General features: G+C 55.0%; 17 protein-coding genes. 9 read left to right on the forward strand and 8 right to left on the reverse strand.

The window, feature by feature from the left end; all coding sequences use genetic code 11:
• Positions 1–270: 270 nt before the first annotated feature.
• The 6 genes from alr to dctP all read right to left on the reverse strand — a co-directional run bounded on the left by alr (position 271) and on the right by dctP (position 6,619).
• Positions 271–1,404: an alanine racemase gene (gene alr, locus H1D41_RS11255; protein ID WP_228848995.1), complete on the reverse strand. Its 1,134-nt coding sequence runs from the start codon at positions 1,402–1,404 to the stop codon at positions 271–273.
• A gap of 6 nt (positions 1,405–1,410) precedes the next feature.
• Positions 1,411–2,568 carry an amidohydrolase gene (locus H1D41_RS11260; protein ID WP_228848996.1) on the reverse strand — a complete coding sequence of 386 codons (1,158 nt, stop codon included), beginning with the start codon at positions 2,566–2,568 and terminating at the stop codon, positions 1,411–1,413.
• Positions 2,565–3,635, reverse strand: coding sequence for an ornithine cyclodeaminase (locus tag H1D41_RS11265; RefSeq protein ID WP_228848997.1), 1,071 nt, complete (start codon positions 3,633–3,635; stop codon positions 2,565–2,567). Before H1D41_RS11265 ends, H1D41_RS11260 begins: the two co-directional genes overlap by 4 nt.
• A 23-nt stretch (positions 3,636–3,658) precedes the next feature.
• Positions 3,659–4,948 carry a TRAP transporter large permease gene (locus H1D41_RS11270; protein WP_228848998.1) on the reverse strand — a complete coding sequence of 430 codons (1,290 nt, stop codon included), beginning with the start codon at positions 4,946–4,948 and terminating at the stop codon, positions 3,659–3,661.
• Between the two features lie 35 nt (positions 4,949–4,983).
• Entirely contained in the window at positions 4,984–5,541 is a 558-nt protein-coding gene (locus tag H1D41_RS11275) for a TRAP transporter small permease (protein ID WP_228848999.1), read from the reverse strand.
• A gap of 82 nt (positions 5,542–5,623) precedes the next feature.
• Positions 5,624–6,619 carry a TRAP transporter substrate-binding protein DctP gene (dctP, locus tag H1D41_RS11280; protein WP_228849000.1) on the reverse strand — a complete coding sequence of 332 codons (996 nt, stop codon included), beginning with the start codon at positions 6,617–6,619 and terminating at the stop codon, positions 5,624–5,626.
• Positions 6,620–6,784: 165 nt separating this feature from the next.
• On the opposite strand from dctP, the gene H1D41_RS11285 reads away from it, so the two are divergent.
• The 5 genes from H1D41_RS11285 to H1D41_RS11305 all read left to right on the forward strand — a co-directional run bounded on the left by H1D41_RS11285 (position 6,785) and on the right by H1D41_RS11305 (position 12,465).
• Positions 6,785–7,738: a LysR family transcriptional regulator gene (locus H1D41_RS11285; protein ID WP_228849001.1), complete on the forward strand. Its 954-nt coding sequence runs from the start codon at positions 6,785–6,787 to the stop codon at positions 7,736–7,738.
• Positions 7,739–7,810: 72 nt separating this feature from the next.
• Entirely contained in the window at positions 7,811–8,296 is a 486-nt protein-coding gene (locus H1D41_RS11290; RefSeq protein WP_228849002.1) for an Lrp/AsnC family transcriptional regulator, read from the forward strand.
• 107 nt (positions 8,297–8,403) lie between these two features.
• The gene (locus tag H1D41_RS11295; RefSeq protein ID WP_228849003.1) at positions 8,404–9,876 is read left to right on the forward strand and encodes an NAD-dependent succinate-semialdehyde dehydrogenase; all 1,473 of its coding nucleotides are present in this window, start codon (positions 8,404–8,406) and stop codon (positions 9,874–9,876) included.
• Between the two features lie 9 nt (positions 9,877–9,885).
• A complete protein-coding gene (locus H1D41_RS11300; RefSeq protein ID WP_228849004.1) occupies positions 9,886–11,256 on the forward strand; it encodes an aspartate aminotransferase family protein in 1,371 nt (456 codons plus the stop codon).
• Positions 11,257–11,313: 57 nt separating this feature from the next.
• Positions 11,314–12,465: an amidohydrolase gene (locus H1D41_RS11305; RefSeq protein WP_228849005.1), complete on the forward strand. Its 1,152-nt coding sequence runs from the start codon at positions 11,314–11,316 to the stop codon at positions 12,463–12,465.
• Between the two features lie 23 nt (positions 12,466–12,488).
• On the opposite strand, the gene H1D41_RS11310 is transcribed toward H1D41_RS11305, so the two are convergent.
• On the reverse strand, positions 12,489–13,178 hold the full coding sequence (locus tag H1D41_RS11310; protein WP_228849006.1) for a DUF2161 domain-containing phosphodiesterase: 690 nt from the start codon (positions 13,176–13,178) through the stop codon (positions 12,489–12,491).
• A gap of 116 nt (positions 13,179–13,294) precedes the next feature.
• Here H1D41_RS11310 and H1D41_RS11315 point away from each other — a divergent pair, with 116 nt between their 5' ends.
• The 4 genes from H1D41_RS11315 (at position 13,295) to H1D41_RS11330 (ending at position 16,229) form a co-directional block, all read left to right on the forward strand.
• Positions 13,295–13,660, forward strand: coding sequence for an MmcQ/YjbR family DNA-binding protein (locus tag H1D41_RS11315; RefSeq protein WP_228849007.1), 366 nt, complete (start codon positions 13,295–13,297; stop codon positions 13,658–13,660).
• A 121-nt stretch (positions 13,661–13,781) separates the two neighbouring features.
• Positions 13,782–14,702: a manganese-dependent inorganic pyrophosphatase gene (locus H1D41_RS11320; protein WP_228849008.1), complete on the forward strand. Its 921-nt coding sequence runs from the start codon at positions 13,782–13,784 to the stop codon at positions 14,700–14,702.
• A gap of 78 nt (positions 14,703–14,780) precedes the next feature.
• Entirely contained in the window at positions 14,781–15,656 is an 876-nt protein-coding gene (locus H1D41_RS11325) for a TIGR01459 family HAD-type hydrolase (protein WP_228849009.1), read from the forward strand.
• A 132-nt stretch (positions 15,657–15,788) separates the two neighbouring features.
• Positions 15,789–16,229 carry a MaoC family dehydratase gene (locus H1D41_RS11330; RefSeq protein ID WP_228849010.1) on the forward strand — a complete coding sequence of 147 codons (441 nt, stop codon included), beginning with the start codon at positions 15,789–15,791 and terminating at the stop codon, positions 16,227–16,229.
• Between the two features lie 29 nt (positions 16,230–16,258).
• Here the strand turns inward: H1D41_RS11330 and H1D41_RS11335 are convergent, their stop codons facing one another.
• Positions 16,259–16,597: a low molecular weight protein tyrosine phosphatase family protein gene (locus H1D41_RS11335; RefSeq protein ID WP_228849011.1), complete on the reverse strand. Its 339-nt coding sequence runs from the start codon at positions 16,595–16,597 to the stop codon at positions 16,259–16,261.
• Positions 16,598–16,721: the final 124 nt, after the last annotated feature.

The raw sequence follows: 16,721 nt of genomic DNA on the forward strand, positions 1-16,721 counted from the left end.
CATCAATGGGTTCTACAATCCACGCAGGCGGCATTCATCCCTTGGCGGGAAAAGCCCCTTGGCATTCGAACGAAGGACTGCATAACATAAGCTGAGAGACCGGAACTTTTGCGCGGCAAGACCAGTTGCAGCTTGCATGAACGCATGCAGCAGTCACAGACTGGCCATATTCGCACGATATCGCCATCATATAAAAAAAACGATCTTAGTACTTTTTGTTGCCTTAACGGTCTTGGTGGCCTGGCAGAATAAACTTCTGAGAACGGCAAATCAGCAGCTTGCAGTACCCGGAAGATAGACGCGCGGGCTGCGACCGCCCCAGTCCACGAAAAGGTCCGCCATGATGGTTCGGAACTGATGTTCGGACCGGACAATATCGATGCATTCCTGTCCCTGTTGGCCAAAAACCACGGCTTCGTCACCGCTTTGCACCTCGGTCAGGCCGGTGACATCTGCGATGATCGTGTTCATAGATATTTTGCCCAGGATCGGCACCTTCTGCCCCCGGATCAGGATCTCTCCGCGACCGAAGCTATCGCGACCAAAACCATTGGCATACCCAAGTGACACATTCGCCAGCCTGCGCGGTTGATCCAGAGTCACGGCCCGGTCATATCCGATTGTGCTGCCCTTGGGATAGCTGCCCACATTGGTGATATGTGCCTTCAGTTCAATCGTCGGGCGGAAGCCAAGTTCACGGTTGATAATGCCGTAAAGAAGGGCGCCGCAGCGATACATATCAGTTGTCACAGGTTGCCGCGACCCAAGCGTCAGGGAACTGCCGGCGTGCACCAGAACATCCGTTCGTTTCAGCCGGGAATGTTCAATAACCCAGCTGACATCCGCCTGAAAACGCTGATCACTGTGGCGCAGATCTTCCGGTGTGTTTGACGGAAAATGTGTGCAGATGCCCGCGATATGGCCCCCGACCAGATCAAGAATGCGCAAACAGGCCTGCTGTCCTTCAGCTGTGGAAAGTTCCAGCCCGTCCCGCGACATGCCATCCGCATTCAGGGCCAGATGCAACCCGGGGTTCGGATGCCCTTCCTGCGCCAGCTTTGCAAAGATCTGCGCGGCCTCTGGTGAACTGACCTGTTCCTGCACCCTGTCCTGCAACGCATCACGTATTTCAACCGGCGTTGCAGATCTCAGTCGCAGCAGGTTTCCGGCAAAGCCCGCATCCCGCACAGCGCGGGCTTCGGCATTTGAGGTGATCCCGATATGGTTCACGCCCGCAGCCATAACAACCGGCACAACCGCATTGATCCCATGACCATAGGCGTCGGCTTTCAGCACCGCACAAAACCCGGTTTCAGGCGGGATCAGATCAAGCCCAATTTTCAGATTATTCGCAATGCGATCCGGGTAAATTTCACACCAGGACGCTTTTACAGGTTCAGTCATGGCAGTTTATCCCACGGCTTTACCAAGTATCTGTCGGGTGATTTCCAGGAAAACTGCGGGACCAATGGTCAGCAGACTGTCAGGGAAATCATAATCCGGATTGTGCAATTGCGGATGGGTTTCACCTGCGCCCAGAAACAGCAGACAGGCCTCGGCCCCGTCCTGGCCGAAGCGACCGAAATCCTCGGACCAACGCATGGGGTGATCCATCTCACGTGTGATCGCGCCCGCAGTTTCAGCGGCGGTTCCGGCAATGGCCGTGGCCTTATTGCCGTTGGTCACAGCGTGAAACACGTCGTGCCAGGTGACATCTGTCTGAAGCGGGCCACGCGCTGCATCCAGTAGCTTTTCAGCACCTTCGGTCAGAAATGTCATGCGATCATCCGTCATGCTGCGCAGCGTGACGCGCAATTCCCCCGTCCCCGGAGAAATGCCAAAAGCCGCCTCGCCGATATTCACATGGGTCAGCGTACTAAGCCCGAAATCTGGATCCGAAATCGTGCCGGAAGACAATTCAGGCAGGGCCCCGATCAGCTGGGCAATCGCAGGCGCAGGCGAAATTCCGTCTTCAGGGGCGGCGGCATGTGAACTTTTGCCATCAAAATTAATCTGCATGCCACGTGAGGCGCAGTTCGCAGGCCCGTTGCGCAGGCCAATTTCACCCAACGCATGACCGGGCACATTGTGATAGGCAAAGGCATAATCCGGTCGGATTTCAGGCCAGCGGGGATCGTCAATCACGGCCTGTGCGCCAAATCCGGTTTCCTCGGCGGGCTGAAACAACAAGATGACACGACCACATGCCGGACGTTGTGCAAGCGCCATGCCAAGGCCCAGAACCATGCACATATGCCCATCATGACCACACAGATGCCCCTTACCGACCACTTCTGATTTATAGGGCAGTTCGGACAATTCGGTGATCGGCAATCCATCCAGTTCGCAACGAAACAGCACTGTGGGGCCAGCTTCCGCCCCCCGAAACTCAGCTGCAACACCTGCGCCACCGAGACCTTCCCAAATGCGATCGGCACCCAGATCTTTCAGCTCACGAACAATACGTGCAGCGGTCTGGACCTCTTCCCCTGATATCTCAGGCTGACGGTGCAGATCGTGACGCAGTTCTGTCAGATATGTCAGCTGCACCCGTGACAAAACACTCATGCAGCACCTTTTTGCGCCGGCGTTGCGCGCAGAACCATGCCGAACAGATCACGCGGGTCATCGGGATCTGCCAGTAAGTCAAGCTGCTGGAACAGGCCAGTACCTTCCAGCTGATCACGGATATAGCGCAGGGCGGAGAAATCCTCAGTCGCGAAACCAACGCCATCAAACAAGGTAATCTGACGATCAGAGGTGCGGCCTTTTTCTTCGCCCCGGATCACTTTCCACATCTCTGTCACCGGGAAATCTTCCGGCATGTTCTGAATTTCACCTTCAATGCGGGTTTGCGGGGGGTATTCCACAAAAACATCCGCACGTTTCAGGATATCAGCCTGCAGTTCAGTCTTGCCCGGGCAGTCGCCGCCAATTGCGTTGATGTGGATGCCCGCGCCCACCATATTGTCGTTCAGCACGGTCGCGTTTTGCTTGTCCGCGGTGCAGGTCGTAATGATTTGCGCGCCCTGAACGGCTTCTTCCGCGGTCTTGCAGGGATGCAGTGTCATGCCCAGACCCTGCAGATTGCGCATCAGTTTTGCGGTTGCGGCCGGGTCTGTATCGTACAGGCGCAACGTGTCGATGCCGCAGATCACCTTCATCGCCAGGGCCTGAAATTCCGACTGCGCGCCGTTGCCAATCATCGCCATAGTGCGGGCGTTTGCCGGTGCCAGATGCTTTGCAACCACTGCCGAGGTCGCCGCTGTGCGCAGGGCCGTCAGCACGGTCATTTCGGTCAGAAGCACCGGATAGCCAGTGTAAACATCCGCCAGCAGGCCAAAAGCCGTCACGGTCTGCAGGCCTTCTTTGGTGTTCTTCGGGTGACCGTTCACATATTTGAAACCATAAGTCGTGCCGTCAGAAGTCGGCATCAGTTCAATCACGCCTTCCTTGGAATGCGCCGCCACGCGTGGGGTTTTGTCGAACAATTCCCAGCGTTTGAAGTCTTCTTCAATATAAGCAGCGATCCCGGACAGCATGTCCTCAATGCCAATCCGGTGGATCAGCTGCATCATGTTATCAACGCTGACGAAGGGAACCATCGCCAGTTCGGACGGAGAAGTATTGGTCATTTTCAGGAACTCTTATCGAAGGTTTAACCAAAGATCGCAGTGGGCAGCCACAGTGCAATCTGGGGAATGAAGGTTGTCAGCATCAGGGTCGGCAGCCAGGCAAAGGCGATCATCAGCAGGGTTGGTTTGATCATCTTATTCACCGGCGTTTCAGTCACCCGCGCACCCAGATACAAAAGCGGCGCAGTTGGAGGCGTGATATTGGCCATGCCAAGGTTCACCCCCAGAACGGCCGCGAAATGCACCGGATCCATACCCACACTTTGCACGATCGGCAAAAGCAGCGGGGCAGACAAAAGCAGGCCGGAAATATCATCCATCAGCATGCCGATCAGGATCATCACAAGGTTCACCATCAGAAGAATGATGATCGGATTGTCCGACACGGAATAGATCAGATCTTTTGCCATCGCCGGGATGTTTTCAAACACCAGGAACTGACTGACGATCAGCACCATAAAGACCATCATCATGACAACGCCAATGGTCGTGCCAGCATAGCGCAGAGTTGGGAAAAAATTTTCTTTTGTCAGCCCCTTATAGACGAAAAAGCCAATCGGGATCGCATAGACAACGGCCACGCCTGCGGCTTCAGTCGGGGTCATGAAACCACCGTAGATGCCGCCCAAAATGATTACGGGCATCATCAGGGCCGGCATTGCTTTCAGGCCGCGTGCACGGAATTCAGCGCTGAAATTGCCATCCACGCGACCGATTTTCAGGTCTTTGACTTTGCGCAGCATGACGAAATTCACAATGCACAGCATCACGATCAGGATCAGCCCGGGCACAACCGTCGCCAGGAAACATTTCAGAACCGATTGCTGGGTCGTCCAGGCATAGAGGATCTGGGATGAACTGGGTGGGATCAACAGGCCAAGCGGGCTGGCGGATACGATCAGGGCGGCGGCCATACCTTCGGGGTAATTGGCCTTGCGCAGATGCGGCATCATGATCGACCCAATGCAGGTCAGCGTCGCGGCAGCAGACCCGGAAATCGCACCGAAAATACCGCTGGCGACCACCGCAGCCGCACTAAGGCCCCCGCGAATATGGCCAACCATCAGTTCCGCCAGCGACACCAGAGGGGCGGCAATGCGGCCGCGTTCCATGATGGCACCGGCCAGGATAAACAGCGGGATCGCCAGCAACACAAGCGAGCTGACCTTCCAGTGACCGGTGGGCAAAAAGCCCGACACATCATGCCCACCAAAGACGGAAATAAAGATCAGGACGCCGCCAAAGGCCAGGGGAACGCTGACACCGATCAGCAGCAGCACACAGATAAGAATGAGACTTCCGAGGATAATCACGTCAGATCCTTTCGATAGATTGGGGGAAAGGTGGCTTAGCCAGCCTCAGAACTTGTCACGTCACCGGTCTTTTCAGATGGGCCAGATTTCCACAGCGCCCAGAGATGCAGCGCGCTGTAAAAGGCCATCATGGCAAAGCCGACAAAGATCGCGATACGGGGCACAAGGAAGGGGATCCGCAGGGCGATTGTCGTGCGCCAGCGCGGGTAACTGTCGATTTCATCAATCAACATCAAAAGCGCCCAGTAGATCAGGAAACAGGTCACGAACAGCTCAATTGCGCCAATGGTCAGGGCCCGGACATGGGCCTTTTTCGGGTCGGTGATGACATAAGACAGCAGATCCGCCGTCACATGTGATCCGTCATGGGTGGCGACGGCGCTGCCGACAAAATACATCCAAAAACAGATGATCAGCAGCCATTCTTCATAGGCGAAAAGATCAGCATTCAGCACATAGCGAAAGATCACCACAAAAAAGAAGGTCACAGCCATAATCAGGCAGCTGAACACGAGAAACCAGGTTTTGACCTTGATCATCCGGTCTACAAACCGCGCCAGGCCTTGCGACAGATGGGGATGCAGATCCTGCATGGGGCCGTCCTTCTTTCAGAAACATAACAGAAGAGAGGCAGGCGACCAGAACATCAGGCCGCCTGCGAAAGCAATCTATTGATTACATGTCGTTTTTCAGGGCGTCGATCACGTCCTGGCCTACGATTTCTGCAATCTGTGGCCAGACATCGCTGCGCACTTTATCGGCAATCGCAGCGCGTTCTTCTGCGCTCATTTCCAGAACTTCATATCCCATTTCGGTCAGCTTCCCGAGGTAGGATGATTCATTGTTACGACCCCATGCGGCGTAATCCGTGGCGGCCTTATCAAAAGCTGCCTGAACAACGGTCTGCTGTTCTTCGGTCATCTCATTCCAGGTATCAAGCGACGCGTAATATGTGGTGTTCTCAACAACAGCGTTATACGGCAGATAGGCTGCGCCAACGTTCGACGTTGCAAAGGCGCTATAGGCCAGTTGCGCTGTGCAGCAGATCGCGCCGTCAACAGTGCCGGATTGGATCGCCGGGAAGATTTCACCCCAGTTCATGGTGGTCGCGTTGAAGCCTATGGCTTCGACAGTGGCTTTGATCACCTGTGAACTCCAGACACGGATGTTCATGTCTTTGTCGCCGGTGCCGGCTGCATCTTCAGGAATGCTGTTGGCAACAACGCCGACAAAACCTTCGGGGGCATTCGCCAGCAGGTGCAGGTCAAGCGCGGCCAGACGTTCAGCAAAAATGGTGTTAAACGCAGAATCTTTGCGCAGATATACGTTTTCAGCTTCGTCCCAGTTGCTGACCAGGAAGGGCAGAGAATTGATTTCAAGCACCGGGTCGTTGTGGGCGTAAACCACTGCATGCACCAGATCGACATTGCCCCGCGCCGCAGCTTCGAACAGTTCTTCACCGGAACCAAGCTGACCCGCAGGGAAAACGGTGACTTCGATGCCAACGCCTGCGCCTTCGATGTCTGCTTCGATCTGAGACAGCAGTTCATTGCCGAAATGCTCAACCGGAACAACGCCAGCCAGCTTCAATGTGATATCGTCGGCAAATGCGGTGCTGGTCAGGCAAAGACCCATGGCCGTCGCGGTTGCAAAGTTTTTCAGTGTAGTCATCAGGATTACCCTATGTTTGACGCGCCGGGCGTCGTTCCATTTCGCGGGAAGTAGTCTGCAGGATGCACGGCCTCCTCCCAAAGTCGCGCCTTTACACTGAAACAGTCGCCCATCTATAAATCAAATTCATAATGATTATGCTGGCATAACCATGGATTATGAAAAATGAACCGCACGGACATCGAACATTTTTGCCGAAACCTTGACTGGAACCTTTTGTTTTCATTTATGATTATCGTCGAGGAAGAAGGCGTAACACGGGCTGCATCGCGTCTTTTAGTGTCTCAGCCTGCGGTAACCAATTCTCTCAAACGGCTCGAATCCCATCTGGATTGCACCCTTGTGGATCGCAGCGCATCTGAGTTCACGCTGACCCCAACCGGTCAGATCGTCTATGAGGAATGCCAGGAAATCTACAGTGCGGTATCGCGGATGGCTGGCGTTCTGCGCACCGTGCGCGACGAGGTTACAGGCCATGTATCCATCGAAGCACCCACACATGTGGAAACCCCGATCCTGGACGCGGCCCTTGTACGGTTTCACAAATCCCACCCCAAAGCGACCCTGTCGATCAAGGTCGTGACATCCGGCGATGTCATCACATCTGTGAAACGCAAAAATGCATCCTGCGGACTGGCACTGGTCACCGAACGCCCTGCGGGTCTGGAATATGAGGTGATCTACCGCGAACGTTTTGCGCTGTATTGCGGGTATGGCAGCGATCTGTTTGGCCGGAATGACATCACACTGGAGGAAATATGCCACCAGCCCTATGTGACATTCCCAACTGATATTGTGGGAGGGGAGTTGCATAACTTTACGCTGGCCCGCCAGAAGTACGGTATCAATTCACCGCCCGTCGGGCGATCTTACCACCTGGAAGAACTGCGTCGTTTTATTGAGATCGGCATCGGCATCGGCCCCCACCCTGTCCACGTCGCCCAACGCTTTGTTGATCAGGGCCGTCTCTGGCAACTGACCGCATTTGACGACCTGCCGGTGTTTGAGCTTTGCCTTGTCACAAACCCCCGCACCCGCCTGAACCATGCGGAAAAAGCATTCATCCGCATTCTTCAGGAGGAAATAGCTAAGATCCCCTTACCAGATCGCAGCTACTGAAGCCGGGATAGGAAAGCGACCACTTCCGCTTGCCTGATTGAAACCAACTGATTGTGACGTTATAGCTCAGCGATGCTCAAACTGGACCGGATTGATTTCCAAATACTCAGGGTTTTATCCGACAACGGACGGATCGCGAAAGCAGCTTTGGCGGCTAAGGTCGGGCTGTCACCTTCCCCCTGTTGGGAACGTCTGCGTCGTCTGGAAAAATCCGGATTGATTTCAGGCTATCAGGCGCAAATCAACCTGCGCAAACTGCCCGGTGTCATCACCGTTTTTGTCACGATTGAGCTGGATTCACACGCCGCCGCCCGCTTTCAGTCTTTTGAACGCACCATCGGCGCCCACCCCGAAATCACCGGATGCTGGGCCATTGGCGGGGGCTATGATTACCTGATCCAGGTCGTCACGTCATCCATCGAAGCCTATCAGGAACTGATCGAAACCATCCTGGAAACCTCAGGCGATATCGCGCGTTATTATTCCTACATCGTCACCAAAACCGTGCGCAGCCCCGGCCCGCCATTACATCTGCTGGCTGGTGGCGCAGATGAATAAACTGACTTGAGACAAAAATTCAGTTAAATATTCTGCAAACTCAGGCAACTTCAGCCCCATCATCTTTCGCTTCTACGTAGGGTTCTTCCCAACACAGGAACCGAAATATGCTGCACAAAGATCCCTCTGCTCAGGACACCAATATTCCGACGGGCCCGCTGGTGAAAACCCGCGCCTTCATCAATGGCGAATGGGTGGCCGGAACCGAAACATTCCCCGTGACAGACCCGGCGACCGGCCAGACCATCGCAAATGTCAGCGCCATGACCGCCGCCACGGCAACCGATGCGGTGAACGTCGCCCAAAACGCCTTTGCACCCTGGGCCGCTCTTTTACCCCAGGACCGCGCTGCATTGCTGAAAAAATGGTATACAAAGATCATTGAAAACCGCGAAGAACTGACCTGGATCATGGTTGCGGAACAAGGCAAACCCATCTCTGAGGCCCGAGGCGAAATTGACTATGCCGCCAGCTTTGTTGATTTCTACGCCGAAGAGGCCCGCCGCCCAAACATCGAAGGCATCACCAGCCATCTGCCCACAGCCGAAGTCGAACTCTGGCGTGAACCCATTGGTGTTGTTGCGCTGATCACGCCCTGGAATTTCCCATCCGCCATGCTGACCCGCAAAGCCGCCGCGGCCCTGGCTGCCGGATGCACCATCGTTGCGCATCCATCAGCGGAAACACCTTTATCCGCCCTGGCGCTTGCCCAGCTGGCCGATGACGCAGGCCTGCCAGCTGGTGTTTTTAACGTCTTGCCGGGGGACGCGAAAACCATCGTCATCCCCTGGTGCGACGACACCCGCGTGCGCGCGTTGTCTTTTACCGGATCAACCGAAGTCGGTCGCCTTTTGTACCGCCAATGCGCAAACACCGTGAAACGTCTGGTGATGGAACTAGGCGGCCATGCCCCCTTCATCGTCTTTGAAGACGCAGATCTGGACCGCGCCGTCGCTGAGGCCATCAAAGCCAAATTCGCAACCGGTGGCCAGGACTGCCTGGGCGCAAACCGCATGTTTATCGCACGCAACATTTATGATGAATTTTGCACCCGTTTCACCGACGCCGCCCGTCAACTGACCCTGGGCGCAGGCAAAGACGACCCGGACATTGGCCCCCTGATGCACGACCGTCTGGTGCAAAAACAGGAAGAACAAGTCGCAGACGCCGTCTCAAAAGGGGCAAAACTGGCCCTTGGTGGTACGCGCCTTGCAGAAGGATCACTGTTTTACCCCCCAACGGTCCTGACCGACGTGCCTGCAAGCGCCGATATCATGCATGACGAAACCTTCGGCCCCGTCGCAGCACTGACACCGTTTGACACTGAGGGCGAGGTCATCAAGCGCGCCAATGACACGGAATATGGCCTGGTCGCCTATGTCCACACCCAGGCCCCCCGCCGCATTTATCGCATGTCACGGGCGCTGGAATTTGGCATGGTCGCGATCAATCGCACCTCTGTCACTGGGCCACCCATTCCGTTTGGCGGCGTCAAACAGTCAGGCCTTGGGCGCGAAGGTGCGCGTCAGGGCCTGGAAGAGTTTACTGAAATCAAATACATCTGCCGGGACTGGAGCTAAGGAAAACACATGCTGCACAATGATCAACTCAGCCAATGGGATCGCGAAAATTTCTTCCATCCCTCAACCCACCTTGCCAAACACGCACGCGGTGACATGCCAACCCGCGTCATTTCCGGTGCAAAAGGTGTCTATATCGAAGACCGCGACGGTAAAAAACTGCTGGATGCCTTTGCCGGTTTGTATTGCGTAAACGTTGGCTATGGCCGCACCGAAATCGCAGAAGCAATTTCTGCGCAGGCGCATGAACTGGCCTATTACCATTCCTATGTCGGCCACGGCACCGAAGCCTCCATCACGCTTGCAAAAATGGTGATGGACCGTGCCCCCGCCAATATGTCCAAGGTCTATTTTGGCCTGGGCGGATCTGATGCGAATGAAACCAATATCAAATTACTTTGGTATTACAACAACATCCTGGGTCGTCCGAAAAAGAAAAAGATCATTTCCCGTTGGCGCGGCTATCATGGATCTGGTCTTGTCACCGGTTCTCTGACCGGCCTTGAACTGTTCCACAAGAAATTCGACCTGCCCCTTGATCAGGTCATCCACACAGAGGCGCCATATTATTTCCGCCGCGATGATCTGGACATGTCCGAAGCAGATTTCACCAATCATTGCGTGCAAAAGCTGGAAGAGCTGATCGCCCGTGAAGGCGCTGAAAACATTGCCGGTTTCATTGGTGAACCCGTGCTTGGCACCGGCGGCATTGTGCCCCCGCCCGAAGGATACTGGCCCGCCATTCAGGCCGTGTTGAAGAAACATGACATCCTTCTGATCTCTGACGAAGTTGTCACAGGCTTCGGTCGCACCGGGTCCATGATGGGATCCACCCATTACGGTATGGAACCCGACATCATCACCATCGCCAAAGGTCTGACCTCTGCCTATGCGCCTTTGTCCGGATCCATCGTATCCGACAAAGTCTGGAAGGTTCTGGAAGACGGCACCGATGAATTCGGCCCGATCGGCCACGGCTGGACATATTCCGCCCACCCCATCGGGGCGGCTGCGGGTGTGGCCAACCTGAAACTGATCGATGATCTGAACCTGATCGAAAACAACACGGTCACCGGTGATTATCTGCGCGCAGGTTTCATGGAACGTCTGGGCGATCACCCGAATGTCGGTGACATCCGTGGTGTTGGCATGCTGGCAGCGATTGAATTCGTTGAGGAAAAACAAGGTCGTAAATTCTTTGATCCGTCCAAAACAGTCGGTGCACAGGTGTCCGCCGCTTTGGCTGCTAAAGGTGTGATCGGGCGTGCAATGCCACAAGGCGACATCCTTGGTTTCGCCCCGCCCTTCTGCCTGACAAAAGACGAAGCAGACATTGTCATCACAAATACTGAGATGGCCGTACGCGAAGTATTGGGCTAAAACATCGTCGCGCGGGCCCGTCCCGCGCGACCTCCTGCTGTAGAAAAGGGCACCGCGTTGAACGTCAATTTGGATCAGCTGATCAGCCTGCGTCACTGGCTTCATGCCCATCCCGAAATCTCCCGCCAGGAGGTTGAAACAGCCAAACACATGCGTGGCTTTCTAACCGAACACGCCACCCCGGATGACATCATTCCTCTGGATGGGGCCGGGTTTGCGGCGATTTATAATGGTAACCCCCCCGGTAAAACTGTGCTTTTGCGCTGTGAACTTGACGCGCTGCCCATCCATGAAATCAACACTGATCTGCCGCATCTCTCCCTGACAGACGGCGTCGGTCACAAATGCGGTCACGACGGTCATATGACCATCCTTGCAGGTGTCGCCCAGGCCCTGAAACAGCGGCCAGATCAGGGGCGGGTGGTTCTGTTGTTCCAGCCTGACGAAGAAACCGGAACCGGTGCGCGCAACTGCGTGGCGCACGAAAACTTTAAACAAATCACCCCTGATTACGCCTTCGCCCTGCACAATCTTCCGGGTTTCCCAGCGGGTGCAATCATTTGTAAACATGATACTTTTGCGTCTCAGGTGCGCTATGGCGCGATCCGTTTCAACGGCAAAGAAGCCCACAGCGCCCAGCCCGAAACCGGCGCAAGCCCGTCGTTCGCCATGGCCGAACTCACCCTGAAAGCCCGCGAAATTCAGGCGATTTATGACCGCCCCGACGCCTATGCGCTGGTTGTGCCCGTCTATAATCAGATGGGTGTTCAGGCCTCGGGTATCTGCCCCGCCCGGGGTGAAGTGCAATTCACCCTGCGTTCCCCCCATGCGGACATCGTTATAAAAATGTGGGATGAACTGTTCCAGTTCGCAGACACCCTGGCGGACCGCTACAACCTTGAAGTATCACAGGAAATTCTTGAAGAATTCACCGCAACCGTCAATCACCCCGATGGTTTTGATATGATCCGGCAGGCCGCCGCATCCACAAATAACGCCCTTCACACCATTGATCAGCCTTTCCGCTGGGGCGAAGATTTTGGCGAAATCACCAGCCGTTACAAAGGCGCGATGTTCGGCCTTGGCGCAGGCGAAAATCGTCCGGATCTGCACAACCCGGACTATGATTTTCCTGATGAGATTTTAACAAACGGCATCGAAATGATGGTTGCTCTGATCAAGCTGTCGTTAAAAGGTTCTGCCGCATAGTTTGCACAATCGCGCCAGTCGGATTATGCGACGGGCTTCACAGGGGCGACTTCCCCCCATCGCGCCAGATCCTCTTTTCCTTTTGGCGTCAGGGCATAAATGCCTTTTTCCACCTTTTCAAACCAGCCATAGTGATCGTTGCGCATGATCGTGGTGGCTGTCGGGGCACCGGTTTCTCTGGCAACCACAGCCCCCTTTGTCGGGCCATGCGCTTCCAGATATGTGGCGCAACGCAGGGCATCCTGACGGTAAGCGGTCATCAGCCCGCGCCGGGTGGAACCGCCCGCATTCGGGTCCCCCACACGGCGTTGAAATTCCCGCAACAGACGTTGTTTGCGCTGTTTTGATTTGATGGGCTTATAGGGGGCCGGATCCAGCAACACCTCGGCAAAGCCATCGCGCAGACGCACAAGGATCAGGCCAAGACCCAGACGGCGACACAGGGCGGTATTGTCTTTCAGATTGCGCTGAAAGACCTTTCCTGTCTGGCGCGGCACGGCGATATACACGAGATCCGTGACTTTCAGCCGTTCCACCCCCTGGTGAAACAACGCCAGCGAAAACCCGGTCTTGAGTTCGACAATCACAGGGTCTTCCGACCCGCGACAGGCCATGACATCCGCATCGCCAATCTCGCCCTTCACCTCATAGCCCTGGGTTTCCAGCAGGGCTTTGACGGGCGGATACAGATCCGTTTCAGAAGGTTTGGTCATTTGGCTTTATCGTTCACGGTCAAATAATTGATTTTCATCTTAACCCTCTCAACTCTCTTAATCCTTGCATAAACCTGATCATCGCCTCAACATAAACCCATATTCACGAGGATCCCATGAACCAATCCGATTTCAACGCCTTTTGCAAAAGCCTTCCGCAGACCACCCATGTGGTGCAATGGGGGAATGCGGATGTGTGGAAGGTTGGGGGCAAGTTGTTTGCGGTCGGTGGCTGGAACAAGGATACTGACCAGTTCGCCGTCACGTTCAAGGTCACTAACATGGGGTTTGAAATCCTGCCCGAAATGCCCGGCGTGCGCCCTGCCCCCTATCTGGCCTCACGCGGGATGAAATGGGTGCAGCATTATGATCTGCCCGGCCTGTCAGAAAGCGAGCTGCGCAATCACATCACCGCATCTTACGAGATGATCCGCGATAAGCTGACAAAGAAACTGAAACGCGAATTGGGGTTTGAGACCTGAACCCGTGGCCAATTGTCCACCTGCAGCGCAAACATAGCGGCCTTGCGTCTGATGCAGGTGACAAGGCCGCGCGCCCTGCGTATAAGGCGGCAAAATCACCTCCCGTAACATGGACATTCTGATGACCGTAAAAGTTTTTGGCCATAAGGCCCCCGATACAGATTCAACCGGCTGCGCTATTATCCAGGCCTGGTATATGAACGAAGTCTTGGGCGTTGCCGCTGAACCCCGCCTGCTGGGCACCCCAAACACCGAAGCCGCTTTTGTTGTGGAAAAATGGGGCTTTGAAACCCCTGCGCTGCTGGAAGATGTCCAGGACGGCGAAGCTGTTGTCATCGTTGACACCAACAACCCGGCTGAACTGCCAGCGAACATCAACAATGCTGACATCCGTCAAATCATCGACCACCACGCGCTGATCGGCGGGTTGACCACCAAAGGCCCGATCGACATCACCATCCGTCCGCTGGCCTGTGCTGCGACTGTGATTTATGATCTTATGGGTGATGACGCCGCGGAAATGCCAGACAACATCAAAGGCGTGATGCTGTCCTGTATCCTGTCTGACACGCTGGAATTCCGCTCCCCGACCACCACGGAACACGACAAGGCGCTGGCGATCAAACTGGCGTCTGAACTGAACCTGGATCTGGCAGCATATGCTGGCGAAATGTTCGAAGCGAAATCCGACGTTTCTGCATTCTCAGACGCGGAACTTCTGCGCATGGACAGCAAAGAATACGCTGTAGACGGCACCAAATTCCGCGTGTCCGTTCTGGAAACCACAGCGCCAAAAATGGTTCTGGACCGCAAGGCAAGCCTGATGGAAACCATGACCACCGTGGCGTCTGAAGACGGCGTTGACCAGGTTCTGCTGTTTGTCGTCGACATCCTCAATGAAGAAGCCACCATGCTGATCCCGAACGATCTGACCAAAACAGTGGCAGAGAAAAGCTTTGGCGCATCTGTGGACGGCGACACCGTGGTTCTGCCGGGCGTTATGTCCCGCAAAAAACAGATCATTCCGAACCTGGCTGTCTGAGACTTGCGCAACAGGCGTTAATCTGATTTCTGCAAAGGGCCCTGATTGTGGGGCCCTTTTCTTTTGGGAACACACGCCATGACACAGATCATCGAACACCTGTCTGAAATTTCCGATCAGTATGACGCATTGTTTGTCGATCTCTGGGGCTGTGTGCACAACGGCTTAACCCCCTTCCCCGCCGCTGTCGCCGCATTGCAGCAATATCGCGCAAAAGGTGGCAAAGTGGTTCTGGTCACCAATTCCCCCCGCCCGCATGCATCGGTTGAAATTCAGCTGGAACAAATCGGCGTGCCGCGTGACGCCTGGGACACGATGGCGACCTCTGGTGATTCCGCCCGCGCCGCGATGCATCTGGGTGCTGTGGGCGATAAGATTTACTTCATTGGTGATGGCGAAGTTGACATGGGCTTCTTTGATCACATGTCGATCATCGACACACCGCGCGACATTCTGCAGGTGCCGCTGGCTGAGGCCGAAGGCATCGTCTGCACCGGGCCGTTTGATCCCTATGCTGATCCGTCTGTTTACCGCGCCGATTTCCTGATGGCGAAACAGATGGGGCTGAAATTGCTCTGTGCGAACCCGGATATCGTTGTAGATCGGGGCGAAAAGCGAGAATGGTGTGCCGGCGCGCTGGCGCAATTGTATACGGAGATGGGCGGTGAAAGCCTCTATTTCGGCAAGCCGCATCCGCCGATTTATGACCTTGCCCGTCGCCGCCTGGCAGCCCTTGAGGTAGACGTGGCTGACGATAAAATCCTGGCGATTGGTGACGGGATCATCACGGATGTCGCCGGAGGTGTGGGGGAAAACATCGACGTTCTGTTCATTTCCGGCGGTCTGGCCGCACTGGAAACAGCGACGAAATATCAACCGGATGAGGCCCTGTTGAACCTATGGCTGAAGGATCAGGATCATCATCCGACCTATACAATCGGCTTCCTGCGATAAAATCCACCGCGCAACCAAATTACAAAACAGATAAATCCAACGACACAAAGTTACCTTAACGATTGATTTCATACTCACGCGGGGTTATGCTGCACCGCAGTATAACCCGGGAATCGGATCAGGATGGCTAAGATGCTGGATACAACACAACAGCGCGGCACGATCTTCATTGAAGATCTGGAAATCGGCACGCATCGTCACCTGACAAAGGTGGTGACGGATGAGGATATCCAGATGTTCGCCGAGGTCTCAACCGACCGCAATCCCGTGCATCTGGATGATGAATACGCCGCCGGCACCATGTTCAAAGGCCGCATTGCGCACGGCATGCTGACCGCCGGGTTGATTTCAGCTGTGATCGGCGAGCAACTGCCGGGTCATGGCACGATTTACCTGTCCCAGAACCTGAAATTCATGGGCCCCGTGCGCCCAGGAGATGAGGTTCGCACCGATGTGATCGTGACCGACATCAACCGTGAAAAACGCAAAGTCACCATGGAAACCAAATGCGTGGTGGACGGCAAACCCGTCCTGATAGGGGAAGCCGTGGTTCTGGCCCCGTCGCGGGGATGATGGTCTTTTCCGAACAGTCCTGACCAGCTTCAGCCTCGTGCTTGCCGGGCCTGAATAACAGGTTCCACGACGTCCTGCAGCAACTCTATCAGTTCCGGATCCATGAACTGATAATCATCCGGGATATCGAGAACGTGCAGATCTTTGTGAGCGACCTCGCCTCGAAAATCAGCCCGAAGCCGTGACAAATGTTTATTTTCCATGACGCAGATTACATCTGCCCAGCGGATATCGGAGACGGTGATATGATGTCGTGCTTTCCGGCTGGTGCCAGCAGATCGCACGCTGACACCTTCTGTTCGACGAAGCACTTTCTCGGCCGTGGGACTGCGCCACTTATTCATGCTGCAGACAAAAAGAATATTCATACTTCAGCTCCAGTCATCTGTAAGTGCAAAATAGCCTTCCTTCCGGCGCAGAAACATCTTGTCGCGCCTTCTACACAGATATTTCCGTGGAAACCCCAAACGCCGGGCTGGATGCCCCTCAGGG

It is taken from the genome of Halocynthiibacter styelae (genome assembly GCF_016123485.1).
GTDB lineage: Bacteria > Pseudomonadota > Alphaproteobacteria > Rhodobacterales > Rhodobacteraceae > Halocynthiibacter > Halocynthiibacter styelae.

Excerpts from the sequence above, each read along its gene's own strand:
- H1D41_RS11320 (WP_228849008.1), top strand. The coding sequence starts at position 13,782 with ATGACCGTAAAAGTTTTTGGCCATAAGGCCCCCGATACAGATTCAACC.
- H1D41_RS11285 (WP_228849001.1), top strand. The coding sequence starts at position 6,785 with ATGAACCGCACGGACATCGAACATTTTTGCCGAAACCTTGACTGGAAC.
- H1D41_RS11265 (WP_228848997.1), bottom strand. The coding sequence starts at position 3,635 with ATGACCAATACTTCTCCGTCCGAACTGGCGATGGTTCCCTTCGTCAGC.
- H1D41_RS11325 (WP_228849009.1), top strand. The coding sequence starts at position 14,781 with ATGACACAGATCATCGAACACCTGTCTGAAATTTCCGATCAGTATGAC.
- dctP (WP_228849000.1), bottom strand. The coding sequence starts at position 6,619 with ATGACTACACTGAAAAACTTTGCAACCGCGACGGCCATGGGTCTTTGC.
- alr (WP_228848995.1), bottom strand. The coding sequence starts at position 1,404 with ATGACTGAACCTGTAAAAGCGTCCTGGTGTGAAATTTACCCGGATCGC.
- H1D41_RS11330 (WP_228849010.1), top strand. The coding sequence starts at position 15,789 with ATGCTGGATACAACACAACAGCGCGGCACGATCTTCATTGAAGATCTG.
- H1D41_RS11275 (WP_228848999.1), bottom strand. The coding sequence starts at position 5,541 with ATGCAGGATCTGCATCCCCATCTGTCGCAAGGCCTGGCGCGGTTTGTA.
- H1D41_RS11300 (WP_228849004.1), top strand. The coding sequence starts at position 9,886 with ATGCTGCACAATGATCAACTCAGCCAATGGGATCGCGAAAATTTCTTC.
- H1D41_RS11290 (WP_228849002.1), top strand. The coding sequence starts at position 7,811 with ATGCTCAAACTGGACCGGATTGATTTCCAAATACTCAGGGTTTTATCC.
- H1D41_RS11335 (WP_228849011.1), bottom strand. The coding sequence starts at position 16,597 with ATGAATATTCTTTTTGTCTGCAGCATGAATAAGTGGCGCAGTCCCACG.
- H1D41_RS11310 (WP_228849006.1), bottom strand. The coding sequence starts at position 13,178 with ATGACCAAACCTTCTGAAACGGATCTGTATCCGCCCGTCAAAGCCCTG.
- H1D41_RS11260 (WP_228848996.1), bottom strand. The coding sequence starts at position 2,568 with ATGAGTGTTTTGTCACGGGTGCAGCTGACATATCTGACAGAACTGCGT.
- H1D41_RS11315 (WP_228849007.1), top strand. The coding sequence starts at position 13,295 with ATGAACCAATCCGATTTCAACGCCTTTTGCAAAAGCCTTCCGCAGACC.
- H1D41_RS11295 (WP_228849003.1), top strand. The coding sequence starts at position 8,404 with ATGCTGCACAAAGATCCCTCTGCTCAGGACACCAATATTCCGACGGGC.